17 protein-coding genes and 1 pseudogene are annotated in these 21832 nt (G+C 69.0%); 10 read left to right on the forward strand and 8 right to left on the reverse strand.

The genetic code is table 11. The features are described from left to right. Positions 1-85: 85 nt before the first annotated feature. The 4 genes from SSPS47_RS00175 to SSPS47_RS00190 all read right to left on the reverse strand — a co-directional run bounded on the left by SSPS47_RS00175 (position 86) and on the right by SSPS47_RS00190 (position 7055). Positions 86-3148 carry a glycoside hydrolase family 38 C-terminal domain-containing protein gene (locus tag SSPS47_RS00175; RefSeq protein WP_164247487.1) on the reverse strand — a complete coding sequence of 1021 codons (3063 nt, stop codon included), beginning with the start codon at positions 3146-3148 and terminating at the stop codon, positions 86-88. A 96-nt stretch (positions 3149-3244) separates the two neighbouring features. After that, on the reverse strand, positions 3245-4228 hold the full coding sequence (locus SSPS47_RS00180; protein WP_203558007.1) for a LacI family DNA-binding transcriptional regulator: 984 nt from the start codon (positions 4226-4228) through the stop codon (positions 3245-3247). Between the two features lie 188 nt (positions 4229-4416). Continuing rightward, entirely contained in the window at positions 4417-5406 is a 990-nt protein-coding gene (locus SSPS47_RS00185; RefSeq protein ID WP_164247492.1) for an ROK family protein, read from the reverse strand. After that, positions 5403-7055: a class I mannose-6-phosphate isomerase gene (locus SSPS47_RS00190; protein WP_164254302.1), complete on the reverse strand. Its 1653-nt coding sequence runs from the start codon at positions 7053-7055 to the stop codon at positions 5403-5405. The genes SSPS47_RS00185 and SSPS47_RS00190 overlap by 4 nt, the downstream gene beginning before the upstream one ends. Before the next feature lie 346 nt (positions 7056-7401). Between SSPS47_RS00190 and SSPS47_RS00195 the strand changes: the two genes are divergently transcribed. Genes SSPS47_RS00195 through SSPS47_RS00220 form a run of 6 tightly spaced genes read left to right on the forward strand, consistent with a single transcriptional unit; the run spans position 7402 to position 15924 of the window. Next, positions 7402-8715 carry an extracellular solute-binding protein gene (locus SSPS47_RS00195; RefSeq protein ID WP_164247494.1) on the forward strand — a complete coding sequence of 438 codons (1314 nt, stop codon included), beginning with the start codon at positions 7402-7404 and terminating at the stop codon, positions 8713-8715. Continuing rightward, the gene (locus SSPS47_RS00200; RefSeq protein WP_164247496.1) at positions 8712-9671 is read left to right on the forward strand and encodes a sugar ABC transporter permease; all 960 of its coding nucleotides are present in this window, start codon (positions 8712-8714) and stop codon (positions 9669-9671) included. Before SSPS47_RS00195 ends, SSPS47_RS00200 begins: the two co-directional genes overlap by 4 nt. 2 nt (positions 9672-9673) lie before the next feature. Continuing rightward, positions 9674-10534, forward strand: a complete 861-nt coding sequence (locus tag SSPS47_RS00205; RefSeq protein ID WP_164247498.1) for a carbohydrate ABC transporter permease — start codon at positions 9674-9676, stop codon at positions 10532-10534. 49 nt (positions 10535-10583) lie between these two features. Further along, positions 10584-11765, forward strand: a complete 1182-nt coding sequence (locus tag SSPS47_RS00210; RefSeq protein WP_164247500.1) for a glycoside hydrolase family 76 protein — start codon at positions 10584-10586, stop codon at positions 11763-11765. 57 nt (positions 11766-11822) lie between these two features. Beyond that, positions 11823-14930: a glycoside hydrolase family 38 C-terminal domain-containing protein gene (locus SSPS47_RS00215; protein WP_164247502.1), complete on the forward strand. Its 3108-nt coding sequence runs from the start codon at positions 11823-11825 to the stop codon at positions 14928-14930. Positions 14931-14988: 58 nt separating this feature from the next. Further along, entirely contained in the window at positions 14989-15924 is a 936-nt protein-coding gene (locus SSPS47_RS00220; RefSeq protein WP_203557751.1) for a transposase family protein, read from the forward strand. A gap of 614 nt (positions 15925-16538) precedes the next feature. Here SSPS47_RS00220 and SSPS47_RS00225 read toward each other — a convergent pair. Next, a pseudogene (locus SSPS47_RS00225) lies at positions 16539-16708 on the reverse strand (DUF302 domain-containing protein); the annotation flags it as partial. A 156-nt stretch (positions 16709-16864) separates the two neighbouring features. On the opposite strand from SSPS47_RS00225, the gene SSPS47_RS00230 reads away from it, so the two are divergent. Genes SSPS47_RS00230 through SSPS47_RS00240 form a run of 3 tightly spaced genes read left to right on the forward strand, consistent with a single transcriptional unit; the run spans position 16865 to position 19375 of the window. After that, entirely contained in the window at positions 16865-18229 is a 1365-nt protein-coding gene (locus tag SSPS47_RS00230; RefSeq protein ID WP_164247506.1) for an MBL fold metallo-hydrolase, read from the forward strand. 40 nt (positions 18230-18269) lie between these two features. Further along, the gene (locus SSPS47_RS00235) at positions 18270-18635 is read left to right on the forward strand and encodes a rhodanese-like domain-containing protein (protein ID WP_203557752.1); all 366 of its coding nucleotides are present in this window, start codon (positions 18270-18272) and stop codon (positions 18633-18635) included. Further along, complete coding sequence (locus SSPS47_RS00240) at positions 18632-19375, forward strand: sulfite exporter TauE/SafE family protein (RefSeq protein WP_164247508.1); 744 nt, start codon at positions 18632-18634, stop codon at positions 19373-19375. The genes SSPS47_RS00235 and SSPS47_RS00240 overlap by 4 nt, the downstream gene beginning before the upstream one ends. 24 nt (positions 19376-19399) lie before the next feature. Here SSPS47_RS00240 and SSPS47_RS00245 read toward each other — a convergent pair whose 3' ends face one another. Continuing rightward, positions 19400-19678: a metal-sensitive transcriptional regulator gene (locus SSPS47_RS00245; RefSeq protein ID WP_124276065.1), complete on the reverse strand. Its 279-nt coding sequence runs from the start codon at positions 19676-19678 to the stop codon at positions 19400-19402. Between the two features lie 92 nt (positions 19679-19770). On the opposite strand from SSPS47_RS00245, the gene SSPS47_RS00250 reads away from it, so the two are divergent. Beyond that, complete coding sequence (locus SSPS47_RS00250) at positions 19771-20337, forward strand: rhodanese-like domain-containing protein (RefSeq protein ID WP_164247510.1); 567 nt, start codon at positions 19771-19773, stop codon at positions 20335-20337. Positions 20338-20360: 23 nt separating this feature from the next. On the opposite strand, the gene SSPS47_RS35040 is transcribed toward SSPS47_RS00250, so the two are convergent. Both SSPS47_RS35040 and SSPS47_RS00260 read right to left on the reverse strand, forming a co-directional pair. Then, positions 20361-20864: a hypothetical protein gene (locus tag SSPS47_RS35040; protein WP_239064698.1), complete on the reverse strand. Its 504-nt coding sequence runs from the start codon at positions 20862-20864 to the stop codon at positions 20361-20363. A gap of 14 nt (positions 20865-20878) precedes the next feature. Beyond that, complete coding sequence (locus SSPS47_RS00260) at positions 20879-21796, reverse strand: IS3 family transposase (protein ID WP_164247512.1); 918 nt, start codon at positions 21794-21796, stop codon at positions 20879-20881. Between the last annotated feature and the right edge of the window lie 36 nt (positions 21797-21832).

Raw genomic sequence — 21832 nt, forward strand, 5'->3', positions numbered from 1 at the left:
TCGGACCGGTCACCGTCCAGCTGGCCGCGCTTGACGGTCGCTTACGGGCGGACCGAACACTGGTTGGGCGCCACCCACGGCGGACTCAGTCGCGCGGGAGCAGGCGTACGGTCACGATCTGGAACGGGCGGAAGGCGAGTGTTACGTGGTCGGTGGTGAGGGTCAGTTCAGGTTCGTCCATGAGGGGGCGTTCGAGTAGGTCGGTCAGGGTGGCGGTGGCCAGGGGGAATCCGGCGCGGAGGGTCGTCTTGGCACGGCTGCCGAGCGACTCGTAGAGCCGCACGATCACGTCTCTTGAGCCGTCGTCGGCGAGCTTGACTGCTTCGATCACGACGCCGGCGTGGTCGACCTCGACCAGTGGGGCGACGACGCTTGTGCCGGCGACGGTGCGTTCGGCAAGGTTGAAGCCGTAACCCTCGCGGACGGCGTCGCCGATGTCCGCGCCGAGCACCAGGCCGTAGCGGAACCGGTGTTCGCCCTGGTCGGCTTCCGGGTCGGGGAAGAGGGGTGCGCGTAGCAGCGAGAGCCTTGCCGTGGTTGTCGTACCGCCGGCGGGCCGTACGTCGTGGGTGACGTCGTGACCGTAGGTGGAATCGTTGACCAGGGCCGTTCCCCAGTCAGGCTCTGCGAGGTGCAGGAAGCGGTGGGCGCAGATCTCGAAGCGGGCCGCGTCCCAACTGGTGTTGGAGTGGGTGGGCCGTTGGACGTGGCCGAACGGGATCTCGCTGGTGCAGTGGCCGGCCCGGAGGTCGAAGGGGAACGCGGCCTTGAGGATCTTCTCGCGCTCTCTCCATTCGACGATGGTGTCGATGTCGAGTCGGCGGGCCCCTTCGGGCAGGGACAGCCGTTGGCGGATGCGTGACTCGTTGACGCTTCGTACGACCTCAATGGCGTTGCCGTCGGAGGTGACTTCGTCGGCCTGGGTGAGGTCCTGCACGGTGTTGCGGTAGAAGGCGTCGATGTCCCAGGCGTCCCATTGGTTGGGGAAGTCCTGGTGGAGTTGGAGTAGGTTGCCCACCGTTCCGGGGGCGAGTGCTTCGCGCTCGGCGGTCAGGTCGTACGCGGACGTGATCAGCCCACGGGCATCGACCGTGATGCGGACAAGGCCGTTGTCCAGGACGAGGCTGTCGTCGTCGCCGACTCGTACGGGTACCGACGGAGGCGCCGTGCTGCGGGGCATGGCGCCGAGGGCGGGCACGCCGTCGCGGCTGTGTGGGGCTGCGTTGAAGACGACCTCGCCGCCGTCGGCGTCCGGCGGGCCGGCGAGGGCTCGCTGGGCAGCGTCGATGAGGGCGTTCAGTTCGCGGGCTGCCTCCTGGTGGGCCTCTTCCGTTTCCCGGTGTACCCAGGCGATGGACGAGCCGGGCAGGATGTCGTGGAACTGCTGCAGGAGAACGGTCTTCCAGATGCGGTCAAGTGCGGCGTACGGGTACGGCTCGTCAGTGCGCACGGCGGCCGTGGCGGACCACAACTCCGCTTCCCGCAGGAGGTGTTCGCAGCGCCGGTTGCCCTGCTTGGTGGCGAGCTGGCTGGTGAGGGTGCCGCGGTGGAGTTCCAGGTACAGCTCGCCGACCCATACCGGCGCGTTGGCGTACTCCTGCTGTGCCTTGGTGAAGAACTCGGCGGGGCTCTCCAGCTCGACCTTCGCTGAGCCCTCAAGATCTGCGAGCCGGTCGGCGCGTGCCAGCATCTCGCGGGTGGGTCCGCCCCCGCCGTCACCGTAACCGAACGGCACCAGGGAGCGGTTGGCCGGCCCCTTGTCGCGGAAGTTGCGTTCGGTATGGCCGATGTCGGCGCCGGAGAGGTCGCCGTTGTAGGAGTCGACGGGTGGGAAGTGGCTGAAGATGCGGGAGCCGTCGATGCCCTCCCACCAGAAGGTGTGGTGGGGGAACGCGTTCGTGGTGTTCCAGGAGATCTTCTGCGTGAGGAACCAGTCGATGCCGGCGAGTTTCATGAGCTGGGGGAGTGCGGCGTTGTAGCCAAAGGTGTCGGGAAGCCACATGTCGCGCGTCTCGACGCCGAATTCTTCAAGGTAGAACCGCTTGCCGTGGACGAACTGACGGACCAGGGACTCGCCGCCAGAGAGGTTGGTGTCGGGCTCGACCCAGAGGCTGCCGGTCGGCAGGAACTGCCCGGTCGCCACTTTCTGCTGCACCCGGGCGTACACCTCGGGGCGCTGTTCCTTGAGCCAGGCCAGTTGCTGGGCCTGGGACATGACGAACCGGAAGTCGGGGTGGTCGTCCATCAGTGCGGTCACGTTCGAGACGGTGCGGGCCGCTTTGCGGACGGTTTCCCGGACCGGCCACAGCCAGGCCGTGTCGATGTGTGCATGGCCGACGGCCGAGATGCGGTGGGCGCTCGCGTGCGCGGGCGCGGAGAGCGCGGGGGCCAGCAGGGTCCTGGCCTGGCCTGCGGTGCCGCTGATGTCCTGGAGGTCGATCGCGTCGAGGGCCCTGCTCACCGCGTGCCGGATCTGACTGCGGCGCGTGGAGTCCTCGGGAAGCTGATGCATGAGCCCGGACAGCACGTCGAGGTCCTGGACCAGCTCCCACACGGTGGCGTCGAAGACGGCGAGATCCATGCGGGTCAGCCTGTACAACGGTTCGCTCGCAGGCCCGGTGGGGCCGTCGGCGCACAGCCAGGAGGCAACGTCGCCCGCACGGGTGGGGATGAAGGGATCGCCGGCGGCGTCGAAGTCGAAGATCAGCGGATTGGCGGCGGCCTCGATGTGAAACTCGAAGCCCTCTCCGCCCTGGGCCTGTTCGGCTATCAGGAGCCAGGAGTTGCGCGGATTGAGGGCCTTCACCGGTGTGCCGTCCGTCCGGTACACGAGCCCTTCGGCGGAGAACCCGGGCTGAGTGGTGCCGAAGCCGAGGTCGAGCACTGCTTCGACCCGTTCTCCTGCCCAATCCGCAGGTACGGTGCCGCGGATCCTGAACCAGCTGGTGGACCAGGCCGGTCCCCAACGCTCGCCGCTGCCGATCGGCTTGTAGGGCCCGGCGATCCCCTCACTCACCGGTACGGGTTCGCCGCAGATGTGGTGGGCGCTGACGTCGAGGGCGAGGGAGCGGGGGTGGACTGCGGGCCTGAGACGCTGGTCGAGTACCCGAGCGAGTCGGTCTTCGGTCAGCGTGCGGTCGTCGTGCATGAGACTCCGTCCAGAATTCCGCGCGCGTGGGCGGCAGGTCTGTGTGCCGAGCCTCGCCGAGTGACGGCGGGTCCGGAAGGGGCGGATGGGAAACGCTCAGGTGAGGTCGGTCCCGTATCGGATGACCTCGATGGGGACCACCGAACGTCGCACGGGCAGCGGGGTGTCGGGCCCGGCGTCAATGCGGTCGATGAGCATCTGGCCGGCCCTGCGCCCGATCTCGTCGGCGTCGTAGGAGGCGATCGTCATCGGGAGCCCAAGGACGTCCGCGAGATCGAAATCGTCGAATCCGGCCAGGGAAACCGGGGCGTCGAGGGCGCGAACCGCCCGGATGGCGCCGTGGGTGAGACGGTTGTTGGTGCAGAAGAGGGCGGTGGGGGCGTCTGGTGCGCTCAGCAGGGCGACGGCGGCGCGTTCGGCCGCAGCCACGTCGGACAGTCCACGGCGGATGTGACGCTCGTCGGGTTCCAGGCCGGCTTCTTCGTGGGCGGCCCAGTAGCCGCGGAACCGTTCGGCACCGGTGTAGAGCGCCGGGGGGTTGCCGAGGAAACCGACACGCCGGTGTCCGTCCTCGATCAGTCGGCTGGTGGCCGCTCCGGCTCCGCCGAAGTCGTCCACCAGCACGCAGTCGGCCTCCAGTCCCGCCGGCGGCCGTGAGGCGAGGACCAGGGGCATGCCGCGCAGCGCGGCCGGTGTCAGATGACGGTGGCTGCCGCTGGCCGGCACCACGATCATTCCGTCCACCTGGCTGGCGGCCAGATCTTCCACCAGTCCCCGTTCCCGGTCGACCTGCTCGGCGGTGTTGCCGAGCAGGACCCGCAGGCCGTGTGCGTAGGCCACCTCCTGGACGCCCAGCGCGAGCCGTGAGTAAAAGGGGTTGGCCAGGTTGGTGACGAGCAGACCGATCATCCCGCTGCCGCCGACCCGTAGACGGCGGGCGGTTTCGTTGCGCCGGTAGCCGAGCGCGTCGACGGCGCTCAGTACCCGACTCCTGGTCGCCTCGGTGACACGGGGGTCGTCCTTGAGTACCCGGGAGACGGTCATCGCACTGACCTCGGCACGAGCGGCGACGTCACGCATGGTCGGCGCGGCGGCGTCGCTCGGTCGGTGCTGCGCCACGGCCGGTCCTTCCTTCGTGCCGTCAGGGGTTGTTCGCCGTCGGTGGGTTGCGGGAGCCGCAGGCGCCGCCATTGTAGAGAGTGTCGAGCCCGCTGTGTCGTCCGCCCCGGCGGGTGAATGCTGCGGCCTGGCCTCGTGGGTCGGGACGGTCATGGCCGAGCTGCTCGGTGGACGACACCAGGTGCGCGGGCGGCAGCGAAGACGACCGGATCCTGCGGCTCGCCCTCCGTCCGGTGTCCCAAGGTCCAGTGCGCGGCGCCGATCAAGGGTGCGTCATCGGGCCGTCGGGCGGTGCACAGTTCCATCGTGGCGACGGTTCGATCGGCTTGTGGCCCGGTGGTGAGGCCGGCCTGCAGCGCGGGGCCGATGAGGTCGAAGGACCTGGCCATGGAGCCGCCGATCACCATCACGTCCGGCTGGAAGGCGGCACACCAGGGTGCCAGGGCCCGCCCCAGGGTGGTGAAACACTCGCTGATCGTCTCGGCCGCGTGCCGGTCGCCTCGGCGGGCCAGTCCGGCGATGGCGCTGACGTCCGGGCCTTCGGCCGGTCCGTCAAGACCTGCGGCCCGGGCATACCGCGTACGGATCGCCCACCGCGAGACCACCTCCTCCAGGGGCAGTCCGTCGACGCTGATGCGGTGGGCCCGGCCCCCGGGCGGGACCGTGGGGCCCTCGGTGACAGGGCGTCCGTCACACAGGAAGGAGGATCCGACGCCGGTGCCGAGGGTGATGCACACCGACCGGCTTCGTCCCGCCGCGGCCCCACGGTGGTGTTCCCCCAGGGCGAAGGCGTCCGCGTCGTTGAGGAAGCTGATGGCCCGCGGATGCGGCAGCCGATCGCGCAGTCCCGCTCTGACGTCGAGGTCGTGCAGCGCCTCGAACTTGCCGATGCCCCAGAACTTGCCTACGCCGGCCGTGTAGTCGAACGGCCCCGGTATGGCGACGCCCCAGTGCGCCCCGCCGGGCGCCGGGATGTGCCGGGCGGCCTCGGCGAAGGAGTCGAGGATCTCCGTGGCGCCCGCGTGGGCAGGCACCGGTCTACGAACGACGGAGTCGGTGACCGGCAGTCCGGTCGTCATGTCCACCAAGGCGGCGGTGACGTGGGTGCCGCCTACCTCCAGCACGGGCAACCGGGTCATGAGGGTGTCACCAGGGACTTGACGACCTGTACGGGCCGTGTGCCGATGGGGTGCAGACGGTAACTGCCTACCGCCGCCGGCACGGTAAGCGTCTCGGCGAACGCGAGGTCGTGACGCCGGCCGTCGGCGGTCTCCACTACCACTCCGTCACCGGCGGCGACGTTGAGGATGTGGAAACGGCCTTCCGTGTCGTCGTGTGCCGGGCCTGACCCGTCGAGTGCGAAGCGGTGGACTGCGTAGAACATCTCGGGCAGGGAGCCGACAAGCTCCTCGCGCCAGCCCGCGCCCTCACGCAGGACGCGCGGCTGCTGGACGAGATCCTCCACGACCTCGGTGCCGCGCCGCGCGGTGTCGAGGTTCGCGAAGGCGTGCTGGTGTGACAACGGCCTGGGCACCCCGGAGGCGCGGCGCAGCCAGTCGTAGAACCGCAGCGAGTACAGGTACGGCGTGGCGCTGATCTCCAGGACCAGGTTGCCCGCGCCGGAGGTGTGCGGGGTGCCGGCCGGGATCATGAACAGCTGGCCGGGCTCGGCCGGGAATGTCTGGACGTGGTCCTCGACGCGCAGCGGTGTGCCGTGTGCAGCGGACTCCTCCACTTCCTTGCGCAGCAGGTCCACGTCCGTATTTTGCCGCAGCCCGAGGAATACCCGGGAGTCGGGCTCGCTGGCGGTGACGTAGTAGGTCTCGTGCTGGGTGTAGGTCCAGCCGAAGTGCTCCCGCATGTATTGCTCCTGCGGGTGGCAGTGCAGGGACAGATTGCCGCCGCCGACAGTGTCGAGGTAGTCGAAGCGGATCGGGAACGAGGTGCCGTAGCGCTCGTGTACGTCCGTGCCGAGGAACTGTTCGGGGTGCAGGACGCACAGGAGCTGGAAGGGCAGCTCCACCTGTGCCCCGGCGTCCTGGCCGACGAGGACGCCGGCTTCGGGAGCGATCAGCTCGTAGCCGAGTGCGGTGTTGCCGTTGTCGGGCTCGAAGCCGAGCTTCTCCGCGGCCCATTTCCCGCCCCAGGCGGTGGAGTTGAAGTACGGGCGGGTGCGCACGGGCTGCCGGGCGAGCTCGGCGAGGGTGGCGCGCACCGCCGCGCCGTCCAGGGAAGCGGGGGCCTGCGGGTCCTGTACGTCGATCCAGCGGTCGATCCGGGGCGCGAGCGCATCGCGGTGGCGGTCGGCTACCGGCCAGTCCGTGTAGAAGAGACGGCGCAGCTCGCCCGGCACGTCGGGGCGTCCGAGGTTGACGCCCACGGGCAGGGTTCCGGCGGCCATGGCGCTCTCGGCGTACCGCTTGGGAAGGTCCGCCCACCAGATCAGATCGGGTGAGCACAAGGCGGCGCCGGGGCCGAAGACCAGCAAGACGCCGTTCGTGGGCCGTTCGACGGTCAGCAGGCCCTCGAAGAGGTCGGTCATCTCGAACTCGGCGAGCGGCAGGAAGAAGTCGTCGGCGTCGGCGTGAGGGGTGCAGAGCCGCTCGAGGGCTGTCGATGACCAGCGCTCGCGCACATCGAGGACGCCGACTTCGGTGGACCGCGCACGCAGCGCAGCGGCGATCCCGCTGGCGGCCTCGTCCCAGTCCAGGGCCGCGGGCCCGTCCAGGGCGAGCACGGTCGGCTGGTCGGGCAGGGTCGCCACGGCTTCGTTCCAGCCGCTGACCACGGCGGCGGTGGCCGGGTACCGGGGGTTGCGTTCGTACGGTCGGGGCTCTGAGTGCACAGGTACTCCTGAAGAAGTGAGCGGGGCAATCACTGGAGGGTTAACGATAACCATAAGGGAGAACAAGGAGTGTGCCTCCCTGTGGGGAATAGCTGCAGATGGATGGGCATACGCCTGGGAATCTTGTCACGGAGTCTTGTTTCAGCCAGATGTTGTCGTTAACATCCTCGCAATCCGAACCGCCACTGCCGCGCGGTACGGCGAGATCTCGCGGAGGGCCCCGAGCCCTCCCACCCCACCACACCCCAGAGCCAGGGATCCCCGCCGGGATCCGCAGGGAAGGGAACCCATGAGATCAACAGGCGGGGCGACACACTGGTCGTCCCACCCACTGGGCCGCCGCAGCGTGCTCGCGGGCATCGGAGCAGGGGCCGTGGCCACATTGGCCGGTTGCGCCCGGGGCGACAGCACCGCGGTGAAGCCCGGCACCATCTCGCTCGCCAATGACAACGCCACCTGGGACCAGGGGTATGTCGCGGCGGGGCAGGAGCTGAAGAAGTTCACTGGGTACTCACTTCGCCCCCTGTCCAACCCGAACCCCACGTCGTACAAGCAGGTCACGCAGATCTCACTGCAGACGACCAAGGCCACCGACATGATCAAGTGGGCCTCGGGCTACTACCTCAAATCACTGGCCCGCACCGGGGAACTCAGCGATCTCTCCTCGATCTGGACCGACTACGAACGCAAGGGCTGGGTCACTTCCCAGGCGCGTGAGGCGATGTCCTATCGCGGCTCCGTGTATGGGATACCGCTCTACGAGTCGTACTACGTGCTCTTCTACAACACGACCCTCTTCCGCAAGCACGGCCTCAAGGCGCCGGACACCTGGGATGAGCTGCTGCACAACGCCGAGGTGCTGAAGAAGGCCGGTGTCGTCCCGTTCGTCGCCACGCAGACCGGCAACTGGCCCGCCTACGAGTGGTTCCAGGAGCTTGTCAGCAAGGTGGACCCCGACTTCTACGCGGAATTGATCAAGGGGAAGGCGCAGTACACCGACCCGCAGGCGCAGAAGGCGCTGCAGATCTGGCAGGACTTCATGGACAACGGCTGGATGACGCCGGCCGACTTCGACCAGAACAACGGCCCTGCCGCGCTCAAGGCCGGCCGGGTCGGGATGTTCCTGCATGGTTCCTGGCAGTCGCAGGGGCTCGCCGCCACCGGCATGAAGCCGGGTGTCGACTTCGACGCCTTCGTCATGCCGCCTGTCGAATCCTCGGTACGCCGTTCTGTGATTACCGAGTCAGGTGTGCTCGCCGTCCCGCGCAAGGCGGTCTCGCACGAGGCGGCGATGGCCAACGCGGCGCACTGGCTGGACCCGAAGGTCCAGAAGGTGTGGACCGACTTCCTTCAGGACGCCTCGGCCAATCCGCTCTCCCGTCCCGGAAACCCGGTGATGGCAGGCCTCAAGGCCCATGCACTGAAGGAGCGTTGGACGCTGCTGCCCCGCTACGGCGAGTCCGGCCCGCCCAACCTCATCCAGGGCAACACCGACGACCTGGGGAGCTTCATGACCGGCGCCTCCTCACCGCGCGCCACACTGCGCAGCATGGCTAGCCGGGCGTCGAAGGAGTGGGCCGAGTGGGAGAGGGACGAGGCATGAGTTCTTCCGTCGAGCAGCGGCGATCGCCGCTCCCCGCGTCACCGGCCCCGACCGACCCGCGGCCCCTCCGCTCCACGCCCGGGCAGCGTCCCGGGAGGCGGATACGGGAGAAGCTGGCCGGGGCCGGGTTCCTGGCTCCCGCCGTACTCGTGGTGAGCGCACTGCTGCTGCTCCCCTTCGCCTCGACCGTCTACCGGAGCTTCTTCGACGACCGGCGCATCTCGGGCTTCGCCGGTCTCGACAACTACGCCCTCTTCCTCAGCGACCCGGCGCTGACCCGGTCGATCCAGAACACCCTGATGTGGGTGGTCGGCACAGTCGCACTGCCGATGGTGCTGGGCCTGGCCATCGCGGTGCTGACGCACAGCGGCGGGTGGTCCCGTGGGGCACGCCTGCTCGTCGTCCTTCCTTACGCTCTGTCCGGATCGGCCGTGGCGGTGGTGTGGAACTTCGTTCTCACCACCGACGGCGCCGCGAACCAGGTGCTCAAGGCGTTCGGCATGGATTCGTTCGCCCAGGGCTGGCTCCTGGAGTGGCCGGGCAACACGCTGGTGATGATCGTCGCCAACACGTGGCAGGCCGCGGGCGTCGCGGTGATCCTCTTCCTGGTCGGCCTCCAGACCATCCCGCCCGAGACCCTGGAGGCCGCCGACCTGGACGGTGCGACGGGCTGGCGGAAGTTCTGGTTCGTCATCCTGCCCCAGCTGCGGACCGTCTCGGTGATCGTCGTCGGCACCAGCCTGGTCGGCGGGCTCAAGTCCTTCGACCTGATCTGGGTGCTCACCCAGGGCGGGCCCGGTCGGCAGTCAGAGACGCTCGCGGTCTCGATGTACCAGGAGACCTTCCTCGCCCTGCACCCCGGAGCGGGCGCGGGGGTCGCGGTCGTCCTTACCGCAATCGTGCTGCTCGCCTCGTGGCTGTATCTACGGCGTCAGCTGACCCCGAAAGGCAACTGATCATGACCACCATCCGCACCACACGGAGGTCCGCTCCGCGAGCGCGGCCCACGCCGGGCCGGATCCTGCGCAACACGACCCTGGTGGTCATATCTCTGGCCTGGGCCGCGCCCACCTGGCTGCTCCTTGTCAACGCCATGGTGCCGGCCGCCGATTACAGCGGCGCGCCCCACTGGTGGCCGCAGGGCTTCGGTCTCTTCGACAACATGTCGCAAGCCTGGACGAAGGCGGACCTCGGCCCCTCCATGGGCAACAGCCTGCTCTACGCCGTCACCAGTGCCGCCGCCGCCATCCTGGTGGCCACCACGGCCGCGTTCGCGACGGTCATCATGCCGGTCAAGCACAAGACGCTGTGGTTCTGGCTGATCTACTCGGGCACCCTGCTGCCGCTCCAGGTCTTCCTGCGGCCACTGTTCCTGGCGTACGCCGATATCGGGCTCTATGACGCCCAGTTCGGGCTGTTCCTGGTGTACGTGGCCATCGCCATCCCGTTCGCGTATTTCATCATGCGCAACTTCGCGCTGACCTTGGCGCCGGAGATCATCGAGGCCGCCCGCATGGACGGGGCGTCGTGGTGGCGGATCTTCTGGCAGATCCACGTGCCGCTGTCCCGGTCCGCCATGGTGGCCGCGTTCGTCTTCCAGTTCGTCGCCGTCTGGAACGACCTGCTGTTCGGCATCACGCTGTCCACCAGCAGCAACATCCGCCCGGTGATGGCCGCGCTTGCCGAACTCCAGGGCAACTACTCCAACGTTGGCCCGCCCGTGGTCCTCGGCGGCGCGCTGCTCGTCTCGCTGCCGACCGTCGTCCTGTTCTTCTCGGCACAGCGCTTCTTCGTCAGCAGCCTCAAGCTGCACGGCTGAGCCGTATCCCGGCCGCCCCTCACCGATCCACCTTCCCGAAAGGCAGACCATGGTGAAGACATCCGCACGCGCCACACTTGCCCTCGGCGTCCTCTCCGGAGCGCTGTGGGCGAGCCCCGCCGCAGCAGCCGACAACGACCGGGGCACCACGCCTGCTACCTGGGCCCACCACGCCGAGGTCAGCTACGACGCCCTGCAGCAGCACCTCTACCAGGGCCCGCAGGAGCACGGCCTGTACCTGGAGAAGACGCCGCGCAAGGAGGAGGAGAACGCTCACTCGTACCTCTGGCCTCTGCGTGAGGCGGCCGCCGCCACCGTCGACATGTCAAAACTGCCGGGTGTCGGCGCCCGCTACGACCGCGATGCCGCCGAGCGTTTCACAACGCTGCGGCTGTACTTCAACCCCCGCGACGGCAGGCCCGGTTACGACTCCTACCTGCCCGCCCCGCTCGGCCAGGGCGGCGACGTGTTCTACGACGACAACGCCGTCGTCGGGCTCACCTTCCTGGACCAGTACCGGGCAACCGGCAAGAAGATCTACCTCGAGCGGGCGGCGGAGACCTTCGACGTCGTCGGCCGCGGCTGGGACGACGACCCCACCAAGCCGTGTCCCGGGGGCCTGCAGTGGGTCGACTCCCCGGACAACTTCATGCGCGCCGCCAACGTGACGGGCCTGTCCGCCCAACTGGCCGCCGAGCTCTACGCCATCGAGCGCGACGACCGGTACCTCGCAAGCGCGAAGAAGTGGTACGAGTGGAACTGGTCATGCCTGCGCCGCTCCCCCGGTCTGTACGACAACAGCCGCGACGACGACGGCACCGTCAACAAGACCCTGTGGACATACAACTCCGGCGCGATGATCGGCACCGCGACCACCCTCTACCAGGCGACCGGTGAGCGGAGTTACCTCGACCGTGCCGTCGAGGACGCCAACGGGTCACTCGACTACTGGAAGCAGGGCGACCGGCTGCACGACCAGCCGGCGATCTTCAACGCCTTCTACTTCGACAACCTCCGCATCCTCGACGAGGTGCGGCCGAACCGCGCGTACCGAAAGACGGCCGCCGCCTACGCCGAACAGACCTGGAAGGACAACCGAACACCTTCCGACGGCCTGTTCCGCTTCCAGCCTTCCGGCGGCGGTGACCACGCCCCGGCCGCCCAGGCCGAGACTCTCCACCAGTCCGCCATGATCCAGATCTTCGCTGGCCTCGCCTCCGACCGTTCCTGAGTCCCGCCCGCACCGAGCAACACGTCCCAGCACCGCACACGAGTGGAGACCCGTTTCATGCCCCGCCCCGAACTTGCCCGTCCCTCCTGGTGGGACTCGAACACGGCCCGCGACATCCTGCGGGACCGCGCCGTGTCCGCCGAGGGCGCCCTCGGCGGACACCCGATCAGGTTCGCCTGCGAGCCCCTGCTCCGTCAGGACGGCACGGGCGGCCTGCTCCAGTCCGTGCGGGTGACCGCGGGCCGGCCGGTCACACGCGCCCGTGTCACGACTGTCACGGGCAGTGCGTTGCGCTGCGACGCACTGCCGGGCCCCGGCAATGACACCCGGCTCCTCGTCCCGGAGGTGGACGCGCCCACCCTCGTTCTGGTTGAACTCCCGGAGCTGGCCGAGGGCGAGAGCGTCGAGGTACTTCTGACCCCGCAGCGCCACTGGACGCTGCACCTCGTCCAGCACGCCCACCTGGACATCGGCTACACCGACCCGCAGAGCACCGTGCTCGCCGAGGGCCGCAAGTACCTCGACTCCCTGCTCGAACTGTGCCGCACCACGGACGACTGGCCGGACGAGTCGAAGTTCCGCTGGGCCGTCGAAGGGTTCTTCAGCTACGAGAACTGGTCGCAGAACCGCCCGCCGAGGATGGTCGCGGAGTTCCTGGACCGGGTACGCGAAGGCCGCATCGAACTCGCCGCGATGCCCTTCAATCTGCACACCGAGACCTGTTCCACCGACGAGCTGCACGAACTCCTGCGCCCCATCCGCGAGCTGCGGGAGCGCGAGGGCATCGCCATCACCACGGCGATGCAGACGGACGTGCCGGGACAGGTCGTCGGCCTTCCCGACGTCCTCGCTGATAGCGGGATCCGCTATCTCTCGGTCGCCCACAACTGGGCAGGGCGCGCGGTGCCGCACCACGTCGGCGGCCAGGACCTGCCGCGCCTGTTCCGCTGGCGGGCGCCGAGCGGACGCGAGGTGCTGGTGTGGCGCACCGACACCCCGCACGGCCTCGCGTACATGGAGGGGTCGATCCTCGGGTTCGACGAATCCTTCGACCGCGTCGACGACCTGCTGCCGAACTACCTCACCGCACTGGCGAATCACCAGTACCCGCACGAGGGCCGCGGAATTCCCGGATTCCCCATCCTGGACGAGGAGTTCAAGGGTGACCCATACCCGTGGGACATCCTGCACCTGCGGGTCCTGGGCAAGTTCGCCGACAACGGACCGCCGCGCCGCATCATCGCAGACACCGTGCGTCGGTGGAACGAGGAATGGGCCTTCCCCGTCCTGCGCACCTCGCGCAACGAGGACTTCTTCATCGACGCCGAGGAAAGGCTCGGCGACCGGATCGAGACGTTCGAGGGCGACTGGACGGACTGGTGGGTCGACGGGGTCGGCGCGGGCGCCGTGCCGCTGGCCGCCACCCGCGACGGGCAGGCGGCGCTCGCCGACGCGCAGACCCTCGCGGGCCACGCGGAGATCCTGGGGGCATCAGACGGGACACGGATCACCGAAGCCGCGTCGGAGGTGTACCGCGCCGCCTCTCTGTTCAACGAGCACACCTGGGGTGCCGGCGACCCCTGGACACACGGCGACCACAGCCACGCCTCGGGCGAGAGGCAGTGGCACTGGAAGTACGCCCAAGCCCTGAATGCCTACGACGGGGCACACACCCTGCTCGACGCCGCGAGCGCAGCACTGGGGGAGCGGCTTTCCCCGCGCGAGGGGACGCTCGCCGGCTACTACGTCGTCAACACGTGCAGCTGGGAGCGGTCCGAGACGGTCCGGCTCTTCCTGCCCGAGAGCACCGTGCCCCTTGCCGACCCGGTACGGGTTGTCGACTCCCGCGACGGAACCCCGCTGAATGTGGTGGAGGAAGAGCAGAGCAACGAACTCCACCGCGCGGCAGGACGTTTCCTGCTGTTCCGGCTGGCCGGCGTACCGGCCCACGGGGCGGTACGAGTGGACATCGAGCCCGCTTCCTGCCCTTCGATCGAGCTGTCGGCAGAAGACAGCGCTGCGGCCGATGCCTCCACGATCCTGGAGAACGAATTCCTGCGTGTCCACGTCGACCTGTCGTCCGCGTGCATCGACTCGATCGTGGACAAGCGGTCGGGCGCCGAGCTGGTCCGCCAGGACGCCACGGTCGGCTTCAACGGCTATCTGTACGACGAGTACGCGACGGCTGGCGGGTTCAACCACCAGTCGAGCAAGACCACCGCCGACAGTTCGATGCACCTGCTGGCCACGCGGCAGACGGCACCCCCGGCGGGCCTGGTGGAACGGACATCGGACGCCACCGGCGAGACGCTGGTCTACGAATGCGCCCCGGCTGGCACGCGACGGCTGCGGGTGAAGGTTCATCTGCCGCGCGCGAGCGCACGAGTCGATCTGGAGAACCGGATCGACAAGGCCGCGACCCTGACGAAGGAGAGTGCGTTTTTCGCCTTCCCGTTCGCGATGAACTCCCCGGTCGTACGGATGGAGGCGACTGGCGGGGTCACGGGAACGGGACTGCCCACGGTGCCGGGCTCCGCCCAGCACATGCGGGCGATCCGCCGCTGGGTCAGCCTCCAGGAGGACGGCACCGGTGCAGCGCTGGCCACCCAGGACGCACCGCTGATCCAGGTGGGCGGAGTGGCTATCCCCTATGCTCCCTACCCACAATCGCTGGCACAGGAGGAACCCGGGACAGTGTTCTCGTGGGTCCACAACAACATCTGGGACACCAACTTCCCCTCGGAGCAGGCATTCGACCATGTCTTCCGCTACAGCATCGGATGGCAGAAAACACCGGCCAATGGCGGTGCGGTACTCGGCATGCGCACGGCCGCCGTCGGCAGCCGACCCCTGGTGCCGGTACGAGCCAGGCGAGTACCCGATGCCAGCCCCGGCACCACCTACTCGCAGCTGACCCTTGACGACCCGCGCGTACGGGTCGTCGGTCTGACCGTGCCGGAACCGGGACGTGTCCTCGTACGCCTGCAGTCCTTCGCAGAAGAACCTGTCATCTGCCGACTCACCCCGGGGGTTTCCGTAACTGGCGCAGCATCCGCCGACTACCTCGGCACGGTGGGTGCCACGTTGCGCGTCGAGGCGGACGGCTCCCTGCCAGTGCCAGTGTCCCGGCTCGGCACCACAGCGGTGTCGCTGACGACAATCTAACGAGCTCGTGCATGGTTGGCGGTGAGACGCCGAGTCCGTGATCGTTGATCATGGTTGCGTGGTGGGGAACTCGGCTCGTGCACTGGTCATCAGCAACCGGCGGATCACGGGCCTGACGGCCGATGTGATCGCTGAACTCGTCGCCGAAGTGGGTCCGTTGTGGCACGAGCGCCACCAGGCCAGGCTTGCCTCCCGGCCGCGCAAGCGGGCCATGGGCGCCGGCGCGAAGCACCGGCTGGTGTTTGTCGACCGGCTGCTGGCCACTCTCGTCCATCTCCGTCACGGGACTACCCACGACGTGCTGGCCTGCTGGTTTGGCGTGGACCGCTCCACCATCACCCGGGCCATCAACGAGGTGCGGCCCCTGCTCGCCGAGCGAGGGTGCACCATCAGCCCCGACGTACGGCTGCGGACTCTGGCCGAAGTCGTCGACCATCTCGGCGCGACAGGGAAGACCGGCATCATCGACGGCACCGAGATCCGGGTCCGGCGGCCGGCCCAAGGACGCAAGGACCGGGACAAGTTCATCTCCGGCAAGAACAAGCAGAACGCCGTCAAATCCATGGTGGTCACGGACGGCGAAGGACGCATGCTGTGGTGCAGCCCGACCAAGCCCGGGAGTTGCGCGGACATCACCCACGCACGCCAGTTGGGGCTGGTGGAGCTCCTGGCCGGTGGGCCTGCGGTCGAGATCCTCGCCGATGCCGGCTACCAGGGGCTCGGCGCACAGACCGGCGGACGCGTGGTGACGCCACCGCACCGCAAGTTCAAGAAGAACGCCCCGGACTGGTACGAGGATATGTACGAGCGCCAGCGCAAGGCGCACTCCTCACGCCGTATCCGGGTCGAGCACGGCATCGCACATCTCAAGAACTGGCGGGCACTCGCACGCCACCTCGGCCGCCGCGAGCACATGAGCGACACGGTCCAGGCCATCGCCGGCCTGCTGTCTCATCAGCAGGGCGCAGACCTGACATCGGCACGGCAGATGTGACCCCCGGGCCCCACCGAAGTCCTCGACGTCTCACCGCCAACCATGCACGAGCTCGTTAGCGCGGCCCGAACCCCACGTGGGATGAGATTCGGGGCGATGCGGGGCTTCCGATTGGTTATGGAACCCGGCCACCCCACGCGGGCCGTGCTCGCGCATGCCAGTGACTCATTGGTCCCGGCCCGGGTGGGGCTGGGTCGGCAGCACCCGGACCGGGGGCTGGGCTGGGACAGCGCGTGGAACAGCTGCCGGTTGTGCGCGGTCGGTTGGTTGACGACGCGGACGAGGTGCTCGACGCCGGTCCGCAGCTGAGCGAGCTCGGTGACGTCCTGGGCGCGGAGTTCCTTCAGTTCCCAGACACGTTTGTGTGCGATCTGCGTCTCGGCCGCCTTCCGCGAAGCCCTCAACGTCGTACGCCTCGAAGGCCCCGACCTCGTCACCAACCCCGCCGAAGGCCTGGAGACAGCCCTCTCCCCCACCACCGCCGTACACCTGCCAACCCGCACACGACCGGTTCCTCACCGCAGCCCGTGCCGCCCTTACCTCGGGCTCCTGATACTCCAGAAGCACCGGCCAGACGAACATCAACGCCTGACTTATCACGTCGTGATAAGTCAGGCGCCGAGGATCAGGTAGTCCTCCATCTCGTGGCCCGGCTTCTCCTTCAGCGTGGCCCGCACGTTGATCTCGGTCAGGATCCCGGAGCCCTGCTCGGCCAGTGCTTCGCGTACGGCAGCCACGTCCGTGCGAAGTCGCCGTCCACGTGCACGGTGCGGCTGTAGTCCATGGCCGTTCTCCTTCTTGTCGTCCGGTGCGTTGACACGTCCGATGTTCGGCGGGTCCGAACCGGGCAGCCTCTGACCTGAAATATACCCCCGGGGGTACTGGTGTTACGGTGGAAACAGATACCCCCGGGTAATTTCCATTCGTTAGGAGTATCGGCGTGTTCTTCGTTGACACCATTGAGCTGGAAGGTCTCGGCAACCGCAGCTATCTGGCCGGCGGCGAGAGCGCTGCGGTCGCGGTGGACCCTCCGCGCGACGTCGACCAGGTCCTGGCGGCGGCCGCCCGGCGCGGGGTGCGGATCTCCCACGTAATGGAGACCCACCTGCACAACGACTACGTGACCGGCGGGCTCGAACTCGCCCGGATCACCGGTGCCCGCTACCTCGTGCCGGCCGGCGCGAACGTCTCCTTCACCCACGTCCCCGTCGCCGACAGCGACAGCGTGGACATCGACCCCGGCAGCGGGGTGAGCCTGGCCGCGATCGCGACGCCGGGCCACACCCCGCACCACACCTCCTACGCGCTGCGCGAGGCGGGACGTGCGGTGGTCGTCTTCACCGGCGGGTCGCTGCTGATCGGTACCGTGGGCCGCCCGGACCTGGTCGAGCCGCGGCTGACCGAGGAGCTGGCCCGTGCCCAGCATGCCTCCGCCCACCGGCTGGTCTCCGATCTGCCGGACGAGACGGCGGTGCTGCCCACACACGGTTTCGGCAGCTTCTGCTCCTCGGCCCAGTCCGAGGGCGAGGTGACCACCATCGGCAAGGAAAAGAGCGCGAACAGCGCGCTGAACGTCGACGTGGACACCTTCGTCGCAGACCTGCTGGCCGGGCTGGAGGACGTGCCCGCCTACTACGCGCACATGGGCCCGGCCAACGCCGCTGGCCCCGCACCCCTCGACCTGACCCCGCCCGCCCTCGCGGACCCCGCCGAGATCACCGCCCGCCTCGCGGCCGGGGAGTGGGTGGTCGACCTGCGCAACCGTGTCGCGTTCGCCGAAGGACACGTGACCGGGGCGTTCAACTTCGAGGCCGATGGCAAGCTCGCCACCTACCTCGCCTGGATGATCCCCTGGGGCAAGCCGGTCACCCTGCTCGCCGAGTCTGCCGAGCAGCTCGCCGACGCCCAGCGCGAACTGGTGCGGGTGGGCATCGACCGCCCGGCCGCCGCCGCCACCGGCACCCCCACCAACTGGCTGCCCGCAGGACAGGCCCCGGCCTCCTTCGCCCGCTCCACCTTCGCCGGACTCGCCGCCCAAGACAGCAACGGGGTGGTGGTCCTGGACGTCCGCCGTGACTCCGAGCGGGCGAACGGCTGGATCGACGGGTCGGTGCACATCCCCGTCCATGAGCTCCACGGCCGCCTCGGTGAGGTGCCGCCAGGGACGGTGTGGGTGCACTGCGCCGGGGGCATGCGCGCTGCGATCGCCGCGTCTCTGCTGGACGCCTCCGGCCGCGACGTCGTGGCCGTCGACGACGGCTTCGACGCCGCCACCGACGCCGGCCTGCCCCTGACCACCGGCTGACACCCACCCACCGCACGAGAATGGAGAGGGGAGAACCCTGATGTTCCTCTTCCGCCGCAGCCAGCCGCGCGTCAGCGTGGACCAGGCCCACAGCCGCACCAGTGGCGACACCCCGAACGCGATCCTGCTCGACGTCCGCGAGAAGCCGGAGTGGGACGTGGGCCACGCCCCCGGCGCGGCCCACGTCCCACTGTCGAAGCTCGTCGCCGGTGCCGGCCTGCCGCCTGAAGCCTCCGACCGGCCGCTGGTGGTGATCTGCCGCAGCGGACACCGCTCCCAGCAGGCCGCGAAACTCCTCACCGAGCGCGGCGCGCAGGCGGTCGACGTCAAGGGCGGCATGAACGCGTGGGCCGCCGCCGGGCACCCGGTCCTCGACGAACGCGGGAACAGCGGCCGGATAGCGTGACCGCGCTCGTTCTCGCCCTCATCGCCGGGACCGTCGTCGGCCTCGCCCTCGGAGCCCTGGGCGGCGGCGGCAGCGTCCTGGCCGTGCCCACCCTGATCTACCTGCTCGGCTTCACCCCGTCCGCGGCCACCACGGCCAGCCTGATCATCGTGGCCGCCACCTCCGCCACCGCCCTGTACGCCCACGCCCGCGACGGTCACGTCGCCTGGAAAGCCGGATCGCTGTTCGCCGCCGCCGGCATCATCCCCGCCTACCTCGCCGGGGCTGCCGCCGACCGTGTGCCGGAAGCCGTACTGACCGTCGCGTTCGCGGTGATCGCCGCACTGGCGGCCCTACGGATGTTCCGCCCGTCCTCGTCGAAGCCGCCGGAGCGGATACGGCCCGGCAAAGCGGCCGGGGCAGGCGCCGGACTCGGCGCGGTGACCGGCTTCCTCGGCGTCGGCGGCGGCTTCCTCGCCGTCCCGGCCCTGGTCGGCGTCCTCGGCCTGACCATGCGCCGCGCGGTGGGCACCAGCCTGCTCGTCATCACCGTCAACTCACTCGCTGCCCTGACCGCCCGCACCGGGACCGGCGGCGGCCTGGACTGGGCGCTGATCGGGCCGTTCACCGGAGCGGCGATCCTCGGCGCCTGGGACGGCAAACGCCTCAGCATCAAGGTCTCCGGCAACCGCCTGCAAAAAGCCTTCGCCGGGGTTCTCCTCGCGGTGGCCGCCTTCATGCTGATCGACGTGATCGCATGAACACTCCAGCCACCGCGGCCCGGCTCAGGCCAGGGAAAGGAACAGCTTCTCCAGCCTCGCCCGCATCTCATCGCGGTCACCGGCCGCCTGTCCACCCTCGGCCATGCAGTGCTGCAGCCCGGTCGCGATGATCGCGAACCCGGCCCGGTCCAGCGCGCGGGAGACCGCCGCGAGCTGCGTGATCACGTCCTCGCAGTCCCGGCCCTCCTCGATCATCTTGATGATTCCCGCGATCTGGCCCTGAGCCCGCCGCAGCCGATTGAGGACCGACTTCAGCTCGTCGGCCGCCATCTCCAGCTCCACCGTCCACCTCCATGGAATCAAATACCCCTAGGGGTATCATACCGGGTCTGGTCACCCGACCCCCGGAACCGTACGGAAGGACCACCCCGCACATGAGCACCCCCACCGCCCTCATCCCCGCCCAGGCCGCCGCACGCCTCGACGACTACACGGTCATCGACGTGCGCACCCCCGGGGAGTACGCCTCCGGGCACCTTCCCGGCGCCCACAACATCCCCCTCGACCACCTCCACACCGCCCTGCCCGCCCTCAAGGCCGCAGCCACCCGCGGCAACCTCCTCATGGTCTGCGCCTCCGGCAACCGCTCCACCACCGCCTGCACCCAACTCGCCGCAGCCGACATCCCCGCCACCACCCTCACCGGCGGCACCACCGCCTGGGCCGGCGAAGGCCACACCCTCCACCGCCCCGCAAGCGCACAGGCCCCCTGGCCCATGGAACGCCAGGTCCGCCTCGCCGCCGGATCCCTCGTCGTCCTCGGCCTCGCCGCAGGCACCCGCTGGCACCCCGCCCGCTGGCTGTCCGCCGCCATCGGCACCGGCCTGATCTTCTCCGCCGCCACCAACACCTGCGGCATGGCCGCCGTCCTCGCCAAACTCCCGCACAACCAGCCCCGCACCACCGACCTCCACACCACCCTCCGGGCACTGCAGGACTGACGGGTGACTCGGCGGAACGTTCGTCACCGGGGCAGGCTTGCTGTGCGTTCAGGGTGGGCGGCAGTGACGTAGTGCGTAGCGGTCTTCTCGGTGATCCCGAAGAGCCTCATCAGCCTGAGGGGGTCGGCGGTTTCTGCTGCCTCGTTGAGGATGCGGTCCTGGCGCAGGCCGACCAGGGTGAGCCCCTGGGGCACGTCGTCGCGGAGCAGGGTCTTGCCGACGGCGGGATGGTCGGGGTCGAGCGGCGCTCTCTCACTGGCGATCAAACGGGGGTTGGTCGAGGCGGGCCAGCGGCGGTGGCGGTAGTCCAGCCAGTCGGCGGCGACCTGGTGAGTAAGTTCCTCCAGGTAGAGGGTGTGCCGTCGGAGGCCGCGGCGGATGACGAGGGTGCCGCATGCAAGGTCCAGGTCGCAGGTGAGGATCGTGCGGAGTTCGTGGACGGGCACGGCGTGGACAGCGGCCAGGACGAGGACCGGACGCCCGAGCGCGGCGGTCTTCGTCTGCCGCACCTGAGGTTCCCCCGTCATGCGGGAGCCGCTGATCAGCTGGTCAGCAGGGGTTGACGGGTGTTCAGATTCGTTGGTTCGGCCGTCGCCTGCTCGGCGTAGTACTTCTCTTCGAACTCGATCGGGCTGAGGAAGCCGAGGCGTTCCTGGATGCGGCGGGAGTTATAGAAGCCGTCGATGTACTCGAAGAGCGCGAGATTCGCCTCGGCCCTTGTCGTGCAGGTGCGGCCACGGATGCATTCGGTCTTGATGAGCATCCAGAGGTTCTCCGCGAGGGCGTTGTCGTAGGAGTCCCCGACGGAGCCCATGGAAGCCTCAACTCCCACCCGCATCAGTCGAGTTGTGTGCTTGATGGACGTGTACTGACAGCCGTGGTCGGCGTGGTGAATGAGCTTGCCCGGCTCGACCTCGCGGGACGCGAGCGCGTACTCCAGCGTGGTCAGGACCAGGTCGGCGTCCGCGCGGGCGGAGGTCTCCCACGCGACCACGCGGCGGGAGAATGCGTCCCGGATCGCGGAGAGCCACAACGGTCCCTCGCCGGTGGAGACCATCGTGAGGTCGGTGACCCACAACCGGTTCGGCGCCGGTGCGGTGAAGTCCCGGTTGACCAGGTCCGGGGCGGGGCTGGCCTTGGGATCGCGGCGTGTGAAGCCCTTCCGCCGCGGGCTGATCCCCGCGATGTCGGCCTCGCGCATCAGGCGCTCGACCCGCTTGCGGCCCACGCGTTTGCCCTCGCGTCTGAGGACGGCGTGCACGCGCGGCGAGCCGTAATTGCCGCCGGATTCCGCGTGGATCTCCATGATCCGCTTGGCCAGTTCGATGTCGCGGCGTCGCCGTTCGCACGGTTCCTTCTCCGCACGGCGCCAGCGGTAGTAGGTGGAGGAGGGGATGTGCAGTTCCCGCAGGACGCACTCGACTCCCAGGCGGGGATGTTCGTCAACGAGCGCTGTCACCTGGGCCGGGTCGGGTCGAGTTGCGCCGCGAAAAAA

Source organism: Streptomyces sp. S4.7, from assembly GCF_010384365.1.
In the GTDB taxonomy this organism is placed as follows: domain Bacteria; phylum Actinomycetota; class Actinomycetes; order Streptomycetales; family Streptomycetaceae; genus Streptomyces.